Origin of the sequence: Micromonospora sp. NPDC048835, from assembly GCF_040649995.1 — a bacterium.
Lineage (GTDB): Bacteria > Actinomycetota > Actinomycetes > Mycobacteriales > Micromonosporaceae > Micromonospora.
The window spans coordinates 29,235-44,315 of record NZ_JBEZGM010000037.1 but is presented as its reverse complement, the minus strand read 5'-3'; the positions used below and the strand labels follow the sequence as shown (position 1 = coordinate 44,315).

Below are 15,081 nucleotides of genomic sequence, written 5' to 3'. Positions count from 1 at the left end.
GGGGCCCCCCCCCCTCCCCCCCCCCGCGGGGGGGCTGTGGGGCCGGGCCCGGGGGGGGCCCCCCCCGGGCCCCCCCCCGCGGGGGGGGGGGGGGGCCCCCCCCCCCCCCCCACGTCCGCAGGTCAGCGCAGGGCGGGCTCCGCCGTGACCGGCGCGTCCCAGTCGATGACGTAACGCTGCTCGTCGGCGACGGTCTTCTCCGGGTCCAGCACCGTGCGCACCATCAGTGGCATCAGCAGCGGCATCAGCGTCCGCGCCACCGCACCAGGGGCCTTCGCGTGGTTGATCCGGGCCGCGCGGGCGGCGACCTTCTCCACCCGGGTACGACGCAGCCGCACGTACGCGGCGAACGCCGCCGAGGCGTCCGGTAGGTCCCGCAGGCAGCGGGCGAGCTGCACCGCGCTCTCGATCGCCAGCGACGCGCCCTGCCCCGAACTGTTCGACGGCGCGTGCGCCGCGTCGCCGACAAGCACCATCCGACCCCGGTGCCAGTGCGGCACGGGGGGCATGATCTGCAACGACCCGACCACCTGGAGGTCGTCGGCGTTGCTTGTCGCCATCAGCTCCCGCCCCGGGTCGTCGTCGCCGTAGCTGGCGCGGAGTGTGTCCAGCCACTGCTCCGCCGGCACCGCCCGGGCCTCGACAAGGCTCATCGGCCGCTGCTGGGGCAGGTTGGCCCCCCACCGGGTGCCGCCGCCGGGCTCCGGCCAGTACAGGTAGTAGCCGCGTCGCCCGAACGCGAACGTCATCGTGCCCGGCTCGGCGTCCACCTCGTGTCGGGCCACCGCCTCGAACCCGAGCAGCCCGGTGAACCGGGGGCCGGGCGCCGCCGGGTCGATCAGACCCCGGACCGTGGAGCGGATCCCGTCCGCGCCGACGAGGATGTCGGCGGTCGCCGTGCTGCCGTCCTCGAAACACGCGAGCACGCCGTCTCCGGTCTGCTCGGCGTGGACCAGTCGCTTGCCGTACACGAACGGCACACCCTCGGCATCTGCCCGGTCGTGCAGTACCTGGTACAGCTCGGCCCGGTGCACCACGCGCAGCGGCGGCACCCCGCTCAGCGTGGGCATCTCGATGCGGCGGCGGCCGACGGCCAGCGCACTGCGGTGGATCGGTGTGGCGATCGCCGTCACCGCCTCGTGCGCGCCGATCGTCCGCAGAGCCGCCACACCGTTGGGCGCGAGGGCGAGGGTGCCGCCGATGCCGACGGCCGTGGTCGGGTACGCCTCGTAGACGGTTGCGGTGATGCCGGCGCGGCGCAGCGCGAGCGCTGTCACCGGCCCGGCGATGCCCCCGCCGATGACGATCGCGGTTCGTACCGTGCTCATGCTCTCTCCCTGGATGTGGTCGGTGCGCGGTCGCGCGGACCTGGTGTGGTCGGTGCGCGGTAGCGCGGACCTGCATTGGTCGGTGCGCGGTCGCGCGGCCTGCATTGGTCGGTGCGCGGTCGCGCGGACCTGGGAGGGAGCCCGGTTATCCTCTGGTTGCCGCTTCGGGCCGGGTGCCTTCCCAGGCGTCGGTTCGGGGTCAGGGCCCCGGTGAGGTGTTGGCGCACCTCGCCGGGGCCGTTCTTCAGCCGGTGGTGTCGGTGTTCGTCGTGTTGTGGGAGCCTGCCTTCGAGGTGTTGGCGGTCGGGGTTCCCGGCCCGGTGGTCGGTGTTTCCGGGCTGGTGGTTCTGGCGGCCAGGTCGGTCAGTTCGGCCGGCATCTCGCCGGTCTCGTGGAAGGCCCGCCAGATGTCCAACCCTGGGTAGCTCCCCGAGGTCAGCTCCGCGAGCAGGGCCCGCAACCAGGACGCCTCCGCGTCCCGAATGGCGAGGTCGTACTCCGACTCCACAAGAAACAGCCGGGGGATCTCCCGCAGGTGGGCGTCCAGCGCGTCGCGGTCCTTGCGGATCGCGTCCTCGAGCAGGTCGAGCCGTTGCCGCAGCAGGGCGGTGGCCTCGTCGGGATGCAGCGCGGCGAGCACCGACAACCCGGCCCGGAAGCGGGGATGCTCCGGCATCGGCGTGGAGACCAGCTCCCGGGCCCAGTCGACAAGCTCCCCCCGCCCCGCGTCGGTGATCTGGTACACGGTGCGCTCAGGGCGTCGGCCCTCGCGCAGGCTCTCCACCGCCTCGATCAGGTGGTGTTTGTCCAGGTTGCCGATCACCGTGTAGAAGGACCCCCACTTGAACTCCATGTCCTGGTCCTTGCCCCAGGCCCGCAGTGCGGTGGCGATCTCGTACGGGTGCATCGGCCGCTGGACCAGGGCGGACAACACGGCCAGCGCCAGCAGGTTGCCGACCTTGCGCCGCTTCGGCACGATGACCCCCTCGCTCGTCGACGGTTACTCGTCGACGAATATACGCCGACGGGCGAGGGTTCGCGACCCCCGCCACCCCGCGACCCCCGCCACCCCGCGACCCCCGCCACCCCGCGACCCCCGCCACCCCGCGACCCCCGCCACCCCGCGACCTTTGCCGCCCCGCGATCTTTGCCGTTCGCGCCCGCTGGCGCAGCGCAGCTCCCGCCGCCCGGGTCCGTCAACGCCCCGGGTCGGGTGCTGCAACCCCTCGACCCGGCGCACTCTGGCCCCGCGATCGGCAAGACCGCGTCGCACCCCGCCTAGTCGACCCCGCCTCGTCGATCATGGAGTTGTGGTGGGCGACAAAAAGCCTGCGGCATGGCAAAGCGGGCACCGCAACTCCATGATCGACGGGCCCAGGTTGTCCCTGCTTAGCGATCTTGCACTTCCTGTCCGCACACAAGGGGCGTATCACCTCATGTCGACAACCGAAACTGCAAGATCGGCGCCATGTTCACGGCGCGGCGCCTGTGCGCCGCATACGGTCCGGTGATCGACTCGGCCTTCGTGAAATCGCGGTATCCCGGTCGCCGCGATACGCCGATTTCCGGGAAGCCGAGACGATCCCCGCGCGAGGCCAAGACGATCCCCGCGCGAGGCCGAGACGATCCCCGCGCGAGGCCGAGTCGATCACCGTGCGAGGTGGAACTACCCACCCCGCGTTAGGCCGGAGTTGGCTCCCGGGTGAGGCCGAATCGATCACTGCTTGAGGCCGAACGATCCGCGCGCGAGGCCGGGCCTACGATCAGTGAGTGGAGGAAGATATCCGGCGGATCGGGATCATGGGTGGCACCTTCGACCCGATCCACCACGGGCACCTCGTCGCGGCCAGCGAGGTGGCGGACCGTTTCGGCCTGGACGAGGTGGTCTTCGTCCCCACCGGGCAGCCGTGGCAGAAGGCCGACGAGCCGGTCAGCCCGGCCGAGGACCGGTACCTGATGACCGTCATCGCCACCGCCTCCAACCCCCGATTCCAGGTCAGCCGGGTCGACATCGACCGCAGTGGGCCGACCTACACGGTCGACACGCTGCGAGATCTTCAGGCCGAGTACGGCCCGAAGGTGCAGTTGTTCTTCATCACCGGCGCGGACGCCCTGCAACGCATCCTGTCCTGGAAGGACCTGGACGAGATCTTCGAGTTGGCCCACTTCATCGGGGTGACCCGGCCCGGTTTCCCGCTCACCGACAAGCACCTTCCGGCGGATACCGTCAGCCTGATCCAGGTGCCCGCGATGTCCATTTCGTCGACCGACTGTCGTGCGCGGGTCGCCCGAGGTGAGCCGGTCTGGTATCTGGTGCCCGACGGTGTGGTGCAGTACATCGCCAAGCGGAGCCTCTATCAGCGCTGAGTGCACCCGTTATGCCCACTTTCGCACCGATAACCGACCAGAACTGAACGATCGGGGTGCCGCCGGGTATGAGACGCTTGGAGGATCGCACGCTTGATCGAAGGAGAACGGTGACAGTTTCCGAACGCGCTCACGAGCTGGCCATCGCGGCCGCTCAGGCCGCCGCCGACAAGAAGGCGCAGGACATCGCGATCATCGACGTCGGCGACCAACTCGCCATCACCGACGCGTTCGTGCTCGCCGCCGCCCCCAACGAGCGTCAGGTGCTGGCCATCGTCGACGCCATCGAGGAAAGCCTGCTGGAGCTGCCCGAGAAGGCCAAGCCGGTGCGGCGCGAGGGCGAGCGGGGTGGCCGCTGGGTGCTGCTCGACTACGTCGACATCGTGGTGCACGTCCAGCACACCGAGGAGCGCGAGTTCTACGGGCTCGACCGGCTCTGGAAGGACTGCCCGACCATCCCGTTCGTCGACCGCGACCTGGTCGAGGCCGACGCCAGCGGGTCCGCCGCGGCCGAATGACCCGACTGATCGTCTGGCGGCACGGCAACACCGACTGGAACGCCGCCAACCGTGTCCAGGGTCAGACCGACGTACCCCTCAACGAGCTTGGCCGTAACCAGGCCCGCGCCGCCGCTCCGCTGCTCGCGGCGCTGCGGCCCGACGCCATCGTGGCCAGCGACCTGAGCCGCGCGGCGGAGACCGCCGCCGCGCTCGCCGCGCTGACCGGGCTGCCGGTACGCAGCGACGCGAGGCTGCGCGAGCGGCACTTCGGCACGTGGCAGGGTCTGCACCTCACCGAGGTCGCCGAGCGCTTCCCCGACGAGTACGCCCGCTGGCGGGCCGGTGACCCCGACCCGGGCGCGGATCTGGAACCGCTGCACGACCTCGGTGAGCGGGTCGCCGCCGCCCTCCTGGAAGCGGCCGACGCCGCCCCCGACGGCACCGTGGTGATCGCCACCCACGGCGGCGGCTCCCGACAGGGCATCGGTCACCTGCTCGGCTGGGATCACGGCGTGCTGCGCAGCCTGGGCTCCCTGGCCAACTGCCACTGGACCGAGCTGCGGCGCGCACCCAGCGCGCCGGCCATCGGCCGTCCCCACGACGTCCGCGGGTGGCAACTGCGGGCGCACAACGTCGGTCTGATCACCGCCCCGGTGGCCGTCGACGCGGTCTGAGCGCTCGCGCCTCGGCGTTTGCGGCCTCGATCGGCTAGCGTGCCGGGCATGCCCGTCGCGGTCGTCATCGACTCCACCGCCTACCTCCCGCCCGAGCTGGTGCAGGCGCACCAGTTGACCGTCGTGCCGTTGACAGTCGTGCTCAACGGCGCGGAGGGGCTGGAGGGGGTGGAGACCCAGCCGGCCGACGCGACCCTGGCGCTGAGCGCCCGCCGGGTCACGGCGACCACCTCCCGCCCGGCCCCCGAGCAGTTCTCCCGGACGTACCGTCGACTGCTCGATGCCGGCGCCGACGGGATCGTCTCGGTGCACCTCTCCGCCGCGTTGTCCGGCACCGTCGAGGCCGCCCGGCTGGCCGCCGCCGACCTGGACGGCCGGGTGGAGGTCGTGGACAGCCGCTCGGCGGGCATGGGGCTGGGCTTCCCGGCCATCGCCGCCGCCACCGCCGCCGAGGCCGGCGCCGACCTCGACGGGGTACGCGACGCGGCGCTCGACGCCATCGCCCGCACCACCGTCTGGTTCTACGTCGACACGCTGGAGTTCCTGCGCCGGGGCGGCCGGATCAACGCCGCCGAGGCGTTGGTCGGCACCGCGCTGTCCGTCAAGCCGATCATGCACATGCCGGACGGGGCGATCGTGCTGCGGGAGAAGGTCCGCACCGCCAGCCGGGGAGTGGCCCGCCTCGTCGACCTGGCCGTCGAGACGGCCGACGGCGACGACGTGGACCTCGGGGTGCACCACCTGGCCGCGCCGCAACGGGCCGAGGCGTTGCGCACCGCGCTGACCGAGCGGTTCGGTGACCGGCTGCACGACACGTACGTCTCCGAGGCCGGCGCCGTCGTCGCCGCGCACGCCGGGCCGGGCCTGGCCTGCGTGGTCGTCCACCGCCGACGGAAGGGCTGAGTGGTGCCCACCTCGTACGTGGTGACCGGCGGTGGTCGCGGCGTCGGCCGGGCCGTGGTGCAACGGTTGGTGGCGACCGGCGCCACCATCGTCATCCTGGAACACGACGCCGACGCGGTCCACTGGGTGGCCGGCCATCCGGCCGCCGATCGGCTCGTCGCGGTGGTCGGCGACGCCGCCGACGAGCAGGTGGCGGAGCACGCCGCCGAGCTGGCCGAGCACGCCGCACCGCTTGGCGGCTGGGTGAACAACGCTGCGGTGTTCCGCGACGCCGCACTGCACACCACGTCGGCCGACACGGTGCTGGACCTGATCGGGATGAACCTGCGCCCCGCCGTGGTGGGCGCCGGGGTCGCCGTCCGCCGATTCCTCGCCCGCGCCGCCGGCGGCGCCATCGTCAACGTCTCGTCGCACCAGGCCCGCCGACCGGTGTCCGGCGCCCTGCCGTACGCGACGGCGAAGGCCGCCCTGGAAGGGCTGACCCGGGCGCTCGCCGTCGAGTACGGGCGGCACGGCATCCGGGCCAACGCGGTGGCGCTCGGCTCCATCGCCACCGAGCGGCACGCCGAGTTCCTCGCCACGCTGGAGCCCGCCCAGGCCCGTTGGATCGACGCCGAGCTGACCCGGCTGCACCCGACGGGCCGCATCGGGCGGGCCGACGAGGTGGCCGAGGCGGTCGCGTACCTGCTGTCGCCCGCGGCGAGCTTCGTCAACGGGGTGACGCTGCCGGTGGACGGCGGGCGGGCCGTGCTCGGCCTCGACCCGGAGGCCCGCTGACCCGTCGTGCCGGCGACGCCCAGCCGTCGGCTACGAACACGCCGGTTGTGTTAGCCTCCGTGCGCGCCCCAGATGGGCCTACCCCCCGGAGGTTCCGGCTACTTCAGCCACCACGCCGAGATCGATGCGACGTACGCGTCTCTCGTGCGGGATCCGGGGCGTTGGTGCCCTCGGGGCTTCGTCATCTGCGTGGCTGGGTGAGGCGTTGCGGGCTTCCGGTCGGGTCTTCGGATCGACCGGGAAGAAGACGGGTACGCATGACAGTCACGTTCAACCACACCATCATCGCCAGCAAGGACAAGAGCGCCTCGGCCGCGTTCTACCGGGAGTTGTTCGAGCTGCCGGAGACACCCTCGTGGGGGCCGTTCGCCAATGTGCAACTGGACGAGGGTGTGCTGCTCCAGTTCGCCGAGCCGCCGGTGGACATCCAGATGCAGCACTACGCGTTCCTCGTCGACGACGAGTTGTTCGCGCGGTGCCTGGCGTTCGTCGAAGGGCGGGGCATCACGTACTGGGCTGATCCGCAGCTCAAGCGGGAGGGCGAGACCAACACCGAGCACGGTGGACGGGGCTTCTACTTCTTCGACCCGGCCGGCCACGCCATCGAGATCATCACCCGGCCGTACCTCTAAGTGGTAGCCGGCGGGCGGTCAGGCGTGCGCGGACAGGTCAAGGAGGTCACGGGCACCCTGCCGGAGCAGGGCGGCGGCGACGGAGGTCCCGAGGGTGATCGGATCCGCCGCCCACTCGTGTACGTCGAGCACGGTCTTGCCGTCGAGGCTGATCACCCTTGCTCGTAGGCCGAGGCGGCCGTCGGGTTCGGTGCGGGCGAGCGCGGCGATGGGGGAGTGACAGTTGCCCTGCAGGATGTGCAGCATGGTCCGTTCGGCCACGGTCTCCCGCCAGGCCCGGCGGTCGCCGAGGCTGGCCGCCAGGTCACGGGTGCTGGTGTCGTCCTCCCGGCACTGCAGCACCAGGGTGCCGGAGCCGACGGCCGGACCATCGTGTCGACGCCGATCGGGTGGGTGATCCGGGCGGCCTGCCCAATCCGTTCCAGACCGGAGTACGCGAGCAGCAGCGCGTCGTAGCTGTCGCCGGCGTCGAGTTTGGCGAGCCTGCTGTTCGCGTTGCCCCGGATGGCCACCGGCACCAGGCTCGGCCAGTGCAGCGCCAGCTGCGCGACCCGCCGGACCGCGGAGGTGCCGATCCGGGTGCCGGGGGGCAGCTGGTCGATCCGCAAGCCCACCCGGGTGTACGAGGCAGTCCCGGACATCGTCACGGGCCAGGTAGGCGGCCATCACCGTGCCGGCTGGTGCCGGCCGGTCTCCTGGGACGTCCTTGACGCAGTGCACCACCAGATCCACGTCGCCGGCGATGAGGGCGGCGTCCACCTCCTTGGTGAACGCCCCCTTGCCGCCCAGGTCACCGTGCCAGCGGTCCCCGCTTGTCGCCATCGACGGCACGTCCACGGTGATATCGGGGTGTCGGTCGGCCAGCAGCGCGCGAACCCGCTCGACCTGCGCGAGAGCCATCGGAGAGTTGCGCGTGCCGATGCGCAGCAGGCGGGAGTCGGGCATATGTCGAGGGTGGACCGCTCGCCGCGAACGTCAGCGAGCAGACCGGTGGCCCGGGGTCCCGTGTCGGCGGTCGACTCCCGCGTAGCAGATCAAAGCATGATCAGGGCGTTGTCCACAGTGACGTCGGTTGTCCACAGGGCGGCGTCGTCGTCCTCCACCGTCCCGGCCGCCGCCCTAGCGTCGCGTTGTGTCGCACGACGAGGAGACAGAGGTACGCCAGCGCCTGCGCCGGCTGACGGAGACGGTTGTCGCACCGTTGCCCCGGCCGGAGGCGCCGCTCACGGGCGTACCCCCGTCGCCCCTGGTCGGCGCGCCGCCGGCGGACGTGCTGTTCTCCCGGCTCGCCGTGCCGGTCGCGGAGCCGATGTCGGAGGGCCTCGCGGTCCCGCCCGAGTCGTGGTTGCCGGGGCCGGGGGCGTTCGACCCCGGGCGGCGTGGTGTGCGGGCGCTGGCGGTGGTCGCCGTGGTGGTGGTCGCGGGTGCGGCCGGTTGGGCGTGGCAGGCCCGGCCGCAGTCGGAGCCGGTCGCCCCGCTATCGAGCGAGACCGCGTCGGCCGCGCCGGCGGCTGACTCTGGCACGTCCGAGGCCGGCGAGTTGGTGGTGGCGGTCGCGGGCAAGGTCCGAAAACCCGGTCTGGTACGCCTGCCGGCCGGGTCCCGTCTCGCCGACGCGGTGCAGGCGGCCGGCGGCGCACTGCCCGGGGTCGACGTGGCGCTGCTCAATCCCGCCCGCAAGGTCACCGACGGCGAGCTGATCGTGGTCGGGGTGACTCCACCGCCATTACCGGGCGGTGCGATCGGTCCTGCGGCGGGCGGCGCGGCAGCCGCCGGCGGGCCGCTGAACCTCAACACCGCGACACTGGCTCAGCTCGACGCGCTGCCCGGGGTCGGGCCGGTGCTCGCCCAACGCATCCTCACCCATCGAGATCAGCACGGCGGGTTCAAATCCGTCGGCGACCTGCGTCAGGTCGACGGCATCGGCGACGCCCGTTACGAGCAGCTCAAGGACCTGGTGACGGTGTGAGCGGGTCCGCCGCCGGTCCACAGCCGCCTCGCGTGGCCCAGCCCCGGCCCCCGGCCGAGCCGGACCAGGCCGCGTCACCGGCTGGTCGGGCCCGGTCTGCGTCACCGGCTGGTCGGGCCCGGTCTGCGCCGTCGGCTGGTCGGGCCCGGTCTGCGTCACCGGCTGGTCGGGCCCGGTCTGCGCCGTCGGCTGGTCCGGCCCGGTCCGCCCAGCCGGTTGGTCGGGCCCGGTCCGAGCCGCCGGATCTGCGACTGGCCGGTCTCGCGGTGGCGGCCTGGCTCGCGGCACTCGCCGGCCTGCACCTCGGTGGCCGAGGCGTCCTGCTGGTGGCGGGCGCGGCGGCTGGCCTGACGGCGGTTGGCGCGGCGCACCTGCTCGGCCGCCTCGGGCGTCCCCGAGCCGCGGTGCGGCGTTACGGATGGGTCGTCGTGGCGATCGGCCTCGGCGTGGTCTGCGGTGGTGCGGCCACCGCCGCTCGACTCGCCGTTCGCGACGCGCCGGCGATCCGTGCCCTCGCCGAGCAGCGCGCTCCGGTCACCGCCGACCTGCTCGTCCGGGACGACCCCCGCCCGATTCGGAGCGCCGGGCGACCCGGAATGCTGCTGGTGTCGACCGACTTGGTCCGGCTCACCGACCCGGACGGTCGACGGCTCCACGCGTCGGTGCGGCTGCTCGTCCTTGCCACCGATCCGGCGTGGCGGGGCCTGCTGCCGGGGCAGCGCCTCACCGTCGACGGCCGGCTCGGCCTTCCCCGCGGTGGCGACCTCACCGCGGCGGTGCTCAGCACCAATGACCCTCCGCAGCGGCACGGCGCGCCGTCGTGGGCGCAGCGCGCCGCCGGGACGCTACGTACCGGCCTGCAACGCGCCTGCGCGCCACTGCCCGAGGATCCCGGTGGGCTGCTGCCCGGTCTGGTGGTGGGCGACACCAGCCGACTACCACCCGCCGTCGAGGAGGACTTTCAGGCCACCGGGATGACCCATCTCAACGCGGTCTCCGGCTCCAATGTGGCGATCGTGGTGGGTGCGGTGCTACTGCTGGCCCGTTGGTCGAGGGCCGGTCCGTGGCTCGCCGCCGCGCTGTGTGGGGTGGCGCTTGTGGGGTTCGTGATTCTGGTCCGCCCGTCGCCGAGCGTCGTACGGGCCGCCACGATGGGAGCGATCGGCCTCGCCGCCCTCGCCGCCGGTCGTCCTCGGGCGGCACTGCCCGCGTTGGCCGCCGCCGTGACCGTGCTGGTGCTCGTCGACCCGGAGTTGGCCGGGGATCCCGGGTTCGCCCTCTCCGTGCTGGCCACCGGCGGCCTGCTCCTGCTCGCGCCTCGCTGGCGGGACGGGTTGCGTCGGCGCGGCGTCCCCCCTGGGCTGGCCGAGGCGTTGGCCGTGCCGGCGGCTGCCCAACTGGCCTGCGGGCCGGTCGTCGCCGGCATCTCCGGCACGGTGAGCCTGGTGGCGGTGCCGGCGAACCTCCTGGCGGTGCCGGCCATCGCACCGGCGACCGTGCTGGGCGTGCTGGCGGCCCTGGTGTCGCCGATCTGGCCGGCCGGTGCCGAGGTCTTCGCCTGGCTGGCGAGTTGGCCGGCCTGGTGGTTGGTGGTGATCGCACGGCAGGGCGCTCGGCTGCCGGGCGGCACCCTGCCGTGGCCGGGCGGGGTGCTCGGTGCCCTGCTGCTGGCCGGGCTGACCGTCGCGCTGCTGATCGCGGTGCGCCGGCCCCTCGTACGCCGGCTGGTGGCATTGGTCGGGGTCGCTGCCGTGCTTGGGGCCCTGCCGATTCGGCTGTTGGCCGCCGGTTGGCCGCCCGCCGGTTGGGTGGTGGTGGCCTGCGCGGTGGGGCAGGGCGACACCCTGGTGCTCCCGGTCGGCCCCGGCCGGGCCGTGGTGGTGGACGCCGGGCCGGAACCGGGTGCGGTGGACGGGTGCCTGCGTCGTCTCGGCGTACGGGAGGTGCCGCTGCTGGTGATCAGCCATTTTCACGCGGACCACGTGGGCGGGGTGGCCGGGGTGTTCCGGGGGCGGCGGGTCGGTGCGGTGCTGACGCCGTCGTCGACAGACCCGGAGAGCGGCCGGGACCTCGTTCGGGTGGCGGCCGCTGGCGGGCGGGCCGCGCTGCTGACCACCGTGGCCGGCGCTCGTCATCCGGTGGGCGGGGTCGACCTGCTGGTGCTCGGCCCGCCGTACCCGCTGGCCGGGACCAGGTCCGACCCGAACAACAACTCGCTGGTGCTGCGCGCCACGGTCGCCGGGGTACGAATTCTGCTGACCGGCGACGCGGAGACCGAGGAGCAGCACGCGCTGCTGACCCGGGCAGTGCCCGGCCAACTGCGGGCGGATGTGTTGAAGGTCGCGCATCACGGTTCGTCGTACCAGGACGCGGGCTTCCTCGGCGCGGTGCGGCCGGCGGTGGCGCTCGTGCCGGTGGGCACGGGCAACACCTACGGGCACCCGAGTCCGGGGCTGCTCGCCCAACTGCGCAGAGGCGGTGTGCGGGTGCTGCGCACCGACACGGATGGCGATGTGGCGGCGATCCGAACGGGCGACGGTCTGGCGGTAGCCCGGCGAGGTGTGCCCGCCGGTGGGCAGCGCTGATTCACGGAAACGGTTTCCCATTGAACGAGCGACTTGCGGTTTAGGTGGTTAATTGAGATATATGTCTGGATTTGCACTGTGTGCGGGCTGCGCCGATCAAGCAGGGAATGAGCAGGCACGATCCCGCCGCAGGCCGTGCGAATATGGGCGGCGTGACCCCCGCCAGCCTCGCCCCCATTGTGCTCGTCCTCGGTGACGAGGAGTTGCTCGCCACGCGCGCGGTCACCGAAGCTGTCGCGAAGGTTCGCGGCATCGACCCCGAGGTGGACGTCCGCGAATACCAGGCCGGTCAGCTCACCGTCGGCGAGATTGCCGAGATGCTCAGCCCGTCGCTGTTCGGCGGGCGGCGGCTGTTGATCCTGCGTGCCGGCCAGGACGCCCGCAAGGATCTGGTCGCCGCGCTGTTGGCGTACGCGAAGAATCCCGACCCGGACGTCCAGCTTCTGGTGCTGCACCTGGGCGGTGCCAAGGGCAAGGCCTTCGCCGACGGCCTACGGTCGGCCGGCGCGACGGTCGTCCCGGCAGCCAAGCTCAAGGGGCACCGTGACCGGGTGGCCTTCGTCCGCGACGAGATCCGCCGAGCCGGTGGGAAGTGCACTGACGACGCCGCCGAGGCGCTTCTCGCCGCCGTCGGCAACGACCTGCGCGAGCTGGCCGCCGCCTGCTCGCAGCTGATTGCCGACACCGATGGGCGGATCAGCGTCGATACGGTTGCCCGGTACTACCGGGGCCGGGTCGAGGTGACCGGCTTCACAGTTGCGGACGCCACCATGGTCGGCGACGTGCCGGCAGCACTTGAGGCCCTGCGCTGGGCCCTGCACGTCGGGGTCGACCCGGTGCCCATCGCCGACGCCCTGGCCGACGGCGTGCGCACGGTGGCCCGGGTGGCATCGGCTGGGCGAGGTAGTGCGTACCAGCTCGCCAGCAGCCTCGGCATGCCCGCCTGGAAGATCGAGCGGGCGCAGCGGCAGGGGCGGGGCTGGACTCCGGAGGGTCTGGTCCGGGCCATGCAGGTCGCAGCCGAGTGCAACGCGGCCGTCAAGGGCGGCTCCGACGACCGGGCGTACGCCCTGGAGCGCGCCGTCTTCTCGGTCGCCGCAGCCCGACAGGGCAGCATCAGGTGACGGGGGTCAACCGCCCGGTGTGGGCCACCATTCCCGTGGACGAGGAGCGTTACCGGCCGCTCTACGCCAGGCTCCTCGGCCTGCGCTGCGTCAACCCCGGCGGCGTACTGTGCTTCCTCTTCTTCGAGGGTGCCATCGCTCTGGCGGTGCTGCTCGCCCTGGCCGAGTTGGTCAGCTGGTGGGCGGTACTGGTGCTGCCGGTCGTGGTGGCGGCCATGGTCAAGCTCAACGACATGGTCGCCGCGATCGTGGTCCGCTCCGCCGCACTCGTGCCCGAGCAGGAGCGGGACCGGTTTCGCCGGCAGATGGAGCCGGTGGTCGGCCGGGCCCAGGTGGAGTGGGCTTCACACAGCGTGCCCGGCGTGGTGATCACCGCCGACGCGGTGCCACCTCCCCGACGCGCCAACCCGGCAGACTGAGGGCCTGATCCGTCGCGCCGCGAGCGGCGGCCGCCGCGTCGCCAAACCGCCACACGGCTGAATTCTGGACACACGGAAGCCCCGGGCCGAGGCCCGGGGCTTTCCGAATCAGTCTGACGGTGAAGTCGTCAGGCGGAGAGCGCCACCACGCGCTTTGCGATCGCGGACTTGCGGTTCGCGGCCTGGTTGGAGTGGATCACGCCCTTGCTGACGGCCTTGTCCAGCTTGCGCGAGGCGTCCAGCATGAGCGCGGTCGCCTTCTCGACGTCACCGGCCTCGGCAGCCTCGTGGAACTTCCGGACGGCGGTCTTCAGCGACGACTTGACCGACTTGTTGCGCAGCCGGGCCTTCTCGTTCTGCCGGTTGCGCTTGATCTGGGACTTGATGTTCGCCACGCGACAGCCTCGTCTTGATAGCTCGGGTTGGTCAGCTTATTGCGCGTGATGACGAACATGCGTCATCGCTGCGCGAAGAGCCAGGTTACCAGGTCGCCCGGGACGAGCCAAAACGGCTCGGCCAGAGCCGGGTTCACCCGGGTTCGTCCCGGGCCGCGAGGGCTTTATCCGGACGTTCGACGGTTGATCCACTCGCCTTCCTGAAAACCGGGGCAACCCAGCGCGGCAGACCACCCGACTTCAAGGAACCCGAGTCGATCAAGAGCCGCCGGGCCGCCGGGCCGCCGGGCCGAGCCCGCCGGGCCGAGCCCGCCGGGCCGAGCCCGCCGGGCCGCCGAGCCCGCCGGGCCGCCCCGCCAGGGACGTCGGGGCGTTGTCACTGCCAGCCTTGGCGGCGGGCCAGCCAGTCGAGGGACACCTCGCCGCTCCACCGTTGGTGCGCGCGCCGGTGCGGCGAGGCCGTGGGCGGTGCGGCCGCGGCGCCGGTGAGGTAGTAGCCGGCCAGCGCGGCCAGGGTCGCGTCCAGCGCGTCCGGGGGCGCGCCGACGGTGGCCAGGTGGGTGGCGAAGAGCCGGTCCGCGTCCAGCCCGCTGGCGTACGCGGTGAGCAGCAGCCCGGCCAGGTCGAACCAGGCCGGCCCGGTGCAGACCCAGGTCCAGTCGCAGAACCAGGCCCGACCGTCGGCGTCGATCAGCACGTTGTCGACCCGCAGGTCACCGTGGATCAGGCCGGTCGCGTCGGCGGCGTACCGGGGGAGCAGGGACTCCAACGCGACCAGGTCGGGCAGCCGGTCCCGGCCCGACGGGGGCAGCGGCGGTACCGGTTCGCGGCCGGTGGCGACCTCCTCCCACCACAGGATGTCCGACCTGGCGAGGTCGGCCAGGTGCGGCAGGCCGAGCGTGGTCAGCTCGGTCGGCGGGTCGGCCAGGGCGGCGGCGACCTGCGCGTACCCGGCGAGGGTGGCGTCCAGCTCGGCGGGCGCCCAGGGCAGGCGTGGGGTGTGGCCGTCGACCGCGTCGGTGCAGAGCACGAACCACCCCGCCTCGGCGAGGGTCCACCGGACCCGGGGCGCCGGCAGATCCGCCGGCAGCCGGTCCAGGATCGCGGCCTCCCGGGCGTACCAGTCGACAAGGTGCGGTTGCTCGGCGGCGGGTGCGGCCTTCACGAAGGCCCGGCCACCGGCGGCGGTGTGGAGCACTGCGGCGAAGCCGCGGGTGAAGCCCGCGCCCGCGACCCGGGCGGTGACCACCGGCGCGCCGAGCCGGTCGGCGACCGCGGCCCGCAGCGTCGCCGGCAACGCCGACCACGACGGCCGCTGGGCGCTCGCGTGGTAGGGCACCGGCGGCAACGGGGGAGAGGACACCACACCATGCTGCCCCGGGGTGCGTGCGCGACGCGCGGCGACACT

Annotated in this window: 15 protein-coding genes and 2 pseudogenes; 10 read left to right on the top strand and 7 right to left on the bottom strand. The window is 72.9% G+C overall.

Annotated elements, in window-relative coordinates; genetic code table 11:
• Window positions 1-122: 122 nt before the first annotated feature.
• Entirely contained in the window at window positions 123-1,328 is a 1,206-nt protein-coding gene (locus AB0C15_RS29310) for an NAD(P)/FAD-dependent oxidoreductase (protein WP_357357324.1), read from the bottom strand.
• Between the two features lie 244 nt (window positions 1,329-1,572).
• Window positions 1,573-2,304: a PadR family transcriptional regulator gene (locus tag AB0C15_RS29305; protein ID WP_357357321.1), complete on the bottom strand. Its 732-nt coding sequence runs from the start codon at window positions 2,302-2,304 to the stop codon at window positions 1,573-1,575.
• Between the two features lie 794 nt (window positions 2,305-3,098).
• Here AB0C15_RS29305 and nadD point away from each other — a divergent pair.
• The 6 genes from nadD to AB0C15_RS29275 all read left to right on the top strand — a co-directional run bounded on the left by nadD (window position 3,099) and on the right by AB0C15_RS29275 (window position 7,181).
• A complete protein-coding gene (gene nadD, locus AB0C15_RS29300; RefSeq protein WP_357244230.1) occupies window positions 3,099-3,695 on the top strand; it encodes a nicotinate-nucleotide adenylyltransferase in 597 nt (198 codons plus the stop codon).
• A 110-nt stretch (window positions 3,696-3,805) separates the two neighbouring features.
• Window positions 3,806-4,213 carry a ribosome silencing factor gene (gene rsfS / locus AB0C15_RS29295; protein ID WP_130403715.1) on the top strand — a complete coding sequence of 136 codons (408 nt, stop codon included), beginning with the start codon at window positions 3,806-3,808 and terminating at the stop codon, window positions 4,211-4,213.
• Window positions 4,210-4,869 (top strand): histidine phosphatase family protein, encoded by a 660-nt coding sequence (locus AB0C15_RS29290; protein ID WP_357357319.1) that lies wholly within the window; start codon window positions 4,210-4,212, stop codon window positions 4,867-4,869. Before rsfS ends, AB0C15_RS29290 begins: the two co-directional genes overlap by 4 nt.
• Before the next feature lie 48 nt (window positions 4,870-4,917).
• Window positions 4,918-5,772, top strand: a complete 855-nt coding sequence (locus tag AB0C15_RS29285) for a DegV family protein (RefSeq protein ID WP_357357317.1) — start codon at window positions 4,918-4,920, stop codon at window positions 5,770-5,772.
• A 3-nt stretch (window positions 5,773-5,775) separates the two neighbouring features.
• The gene (locus tag AB0C15_RS29280; protein ID WP_357357315.1) at window positions 5,776-6,549 is read left to right on the top strand and encodes an SDR family oxidoreductase; all 774 of its coding nucleotides are present in this window, start codon (window positions 5,776-5,778) and stop codon (window positions 6,547-6,549) included.
• Between the two features lie 257 nt (window positions 6,550-6,806).
• Window positions 6,807-7,181, top strand: a complete 375-nt coding sequence (locus AB0C15_RS29275; protein WP_357357313.1) for a VOC family protein — start codon at window positions 6,807-6,809, stop codon at window positions 7,179-7,181.
• 18 nt (window positions 7,182-7,199) lie between these two features.
• On the opposite strand, the gene AB0C15_RS29270 is transcribed toward AB0C15_RS29275, so the two are convergent.
• The 3 genes and pseudogenes from AB0C15_RS29270 to AB0C15_RS29260 all read right to left on the bottom strand — a co-directional run.
• Entirely contained in the window at window positions 7,200-7,442 is a 243-nt protein-coding gene (locus AB0C15_RS29270; protein ID WP_357357336.1) for a hypothetical protein, read from the bottom strand.
• Window positions 7,334-7,822, bottom strand: a complete 489-nt coding sequence (locus AB0C15_RS29265; protein ID WP_357357334.1) for a hypothetical protein — start codon at window positions 7,820-7,822, stop codon at window positions 7,334-7,336. The genes AB0C15_RS29270 and AB0C15_RS29265 overlap by 109 nt, the downstream gene beginning before the upstream one ends.
• Window positions 7,809-8,126, bottom strand: a pseudogene (locus tag AB0C15_RS29260) (hydroxymethylbilane synthase); the annotation flags it as partial. The pseudogene AB0C15_RS29260 and the gene AB0C15_RS29265, both read right to left, overlap by 14 nt.
• Before the next feature lie 187 nt (window positions 8,127-8,313).
• Here AB0C15_RS29260 and AB0C15_RS29255 point away from each other — a divergent pair.
• From AB0C15_RS29255 to AB0C15_RS29240, 4 genes and pseudogenes are all read left to right on the top strand, one after another.
• Window positions 8,314-9,150, top strand: coding sequence for a ComEA family DNA-binding protein (locus AB0C15_RS29255; protein WP_357357311.1), 837 nt, complete (start codon window positions 8,314-8,316; stop codon window positions 9,148-9,150).
• Window positions 9,151-9,383: 233 nt separating this feature from the next.
• A pseudogene (locus tag AB0C15_RS29250) lies at window positions 9,384-11,735 on the top strand (ComEC/Rec2 family competence protein); the annotation flags it as partial.
• A 143-nt stretch (window positions 11,736-11,878) separates the two neighbouring features.
• Entirely contained in the window at window positions 11,879-12,859 is a 981-nt protein-coding gene (gene holA, locus AB0C15_RS29245; protein ID WP_357357332.1) for a DNA polymerase III subunit delta, read from the top strand.
• Window positions 12,856-13,278: a hypothetical protein gene (locus tag AB0C15_RS29240; protein ID WP_357357309.1), complete on the top strand. Its 423-nt coding sequence runs from the start codon at window positions 12,856-12,858 to the stop codon at window positions 13,276-13,278. Before holA ends, AB0C15_RS29240 begins: the two co-directional genes overlap by 4 nt.
• Window positions 13,279-13,406: 128 nt before the next feature.
• Here the strand turns inward: AB0C15_RS29240 and rpsT are convergent, their stop codons facing one another.
• The gene (gene rpsT / locus AB0C15_RS29235; RefSeq protein ID WP_030336508.1) at window positions 13,407-13,673 is read right to left on the bottom strand and encodes a 30S ribosomal protein S20; all 267 of its coding nucleotides are present in this window, start codon (window positions 13,671-13,673) and stop codon (window positions 13,407-13,409) included.
• A gap of 376 nt (window positions 13,674-14,049) precedes the next feature.
• Window positions 14,050-15,036, bottom strand: a complete 987-nt coding sequence (locus AB0C15_RS29230) for a phosphotransferase (RefSeq protein WP_357357306.1) — start codon at window positions 15,034-15,036, stop codon at window positions 14,050-14,052.
• Window positions 15,037-15,081 lie beyond the last annotated feature (45 nt).

What these genes read in the sequence shown, in the direction of transcription:
- AB0C15_RS29265 (WP_357357334.1), bottom strand. Translation starts at nt 7,822, where the DNA reads ATGTCCGGGACTGCCTCGTACACCCGGGTGGGCTTGCGGATCGACCAG.
- AB0C15_RS29290 (WP_357357319.1), top strand. Translation starts at nt 4,210, where the DNA reads ATGACCCGACTGATCGTCTGGCGGCACGGCAACACCGACTGGAACGCC.
- holA (WP_357357332.1), top strand. Translation starts at nt 11,879, where the DNA reads ATGGGCGGCGTGACCCCCGCCAGCCTCGCCCCCATTGTGCTCGTCCTC.
- AB0C15_RS29310 (WP_357357324.1), bottom strand. Translation starts at nt 1,328, where the DNA reads ATGAGCACGGTACGAACCGCGATCGTCATCGGCGGGGGCATCGCCGGG.
- AB0C15_RS29285 (WP_357357317.1), top strand. Translation starts at nt 4,918, where the DNA reads ATGCCCGTCGCGGTCGTCATCGACTCCACCGCCTACCTCCCGCCCGAG.
- AB0C15_RS29275 (WP_357357313.1), top strand. Translation starts at nt 6,807, where the DNA reads ATGACAGTCACGTTCAACCACACCATCATCGCCAGCAAGGACAAGAGC.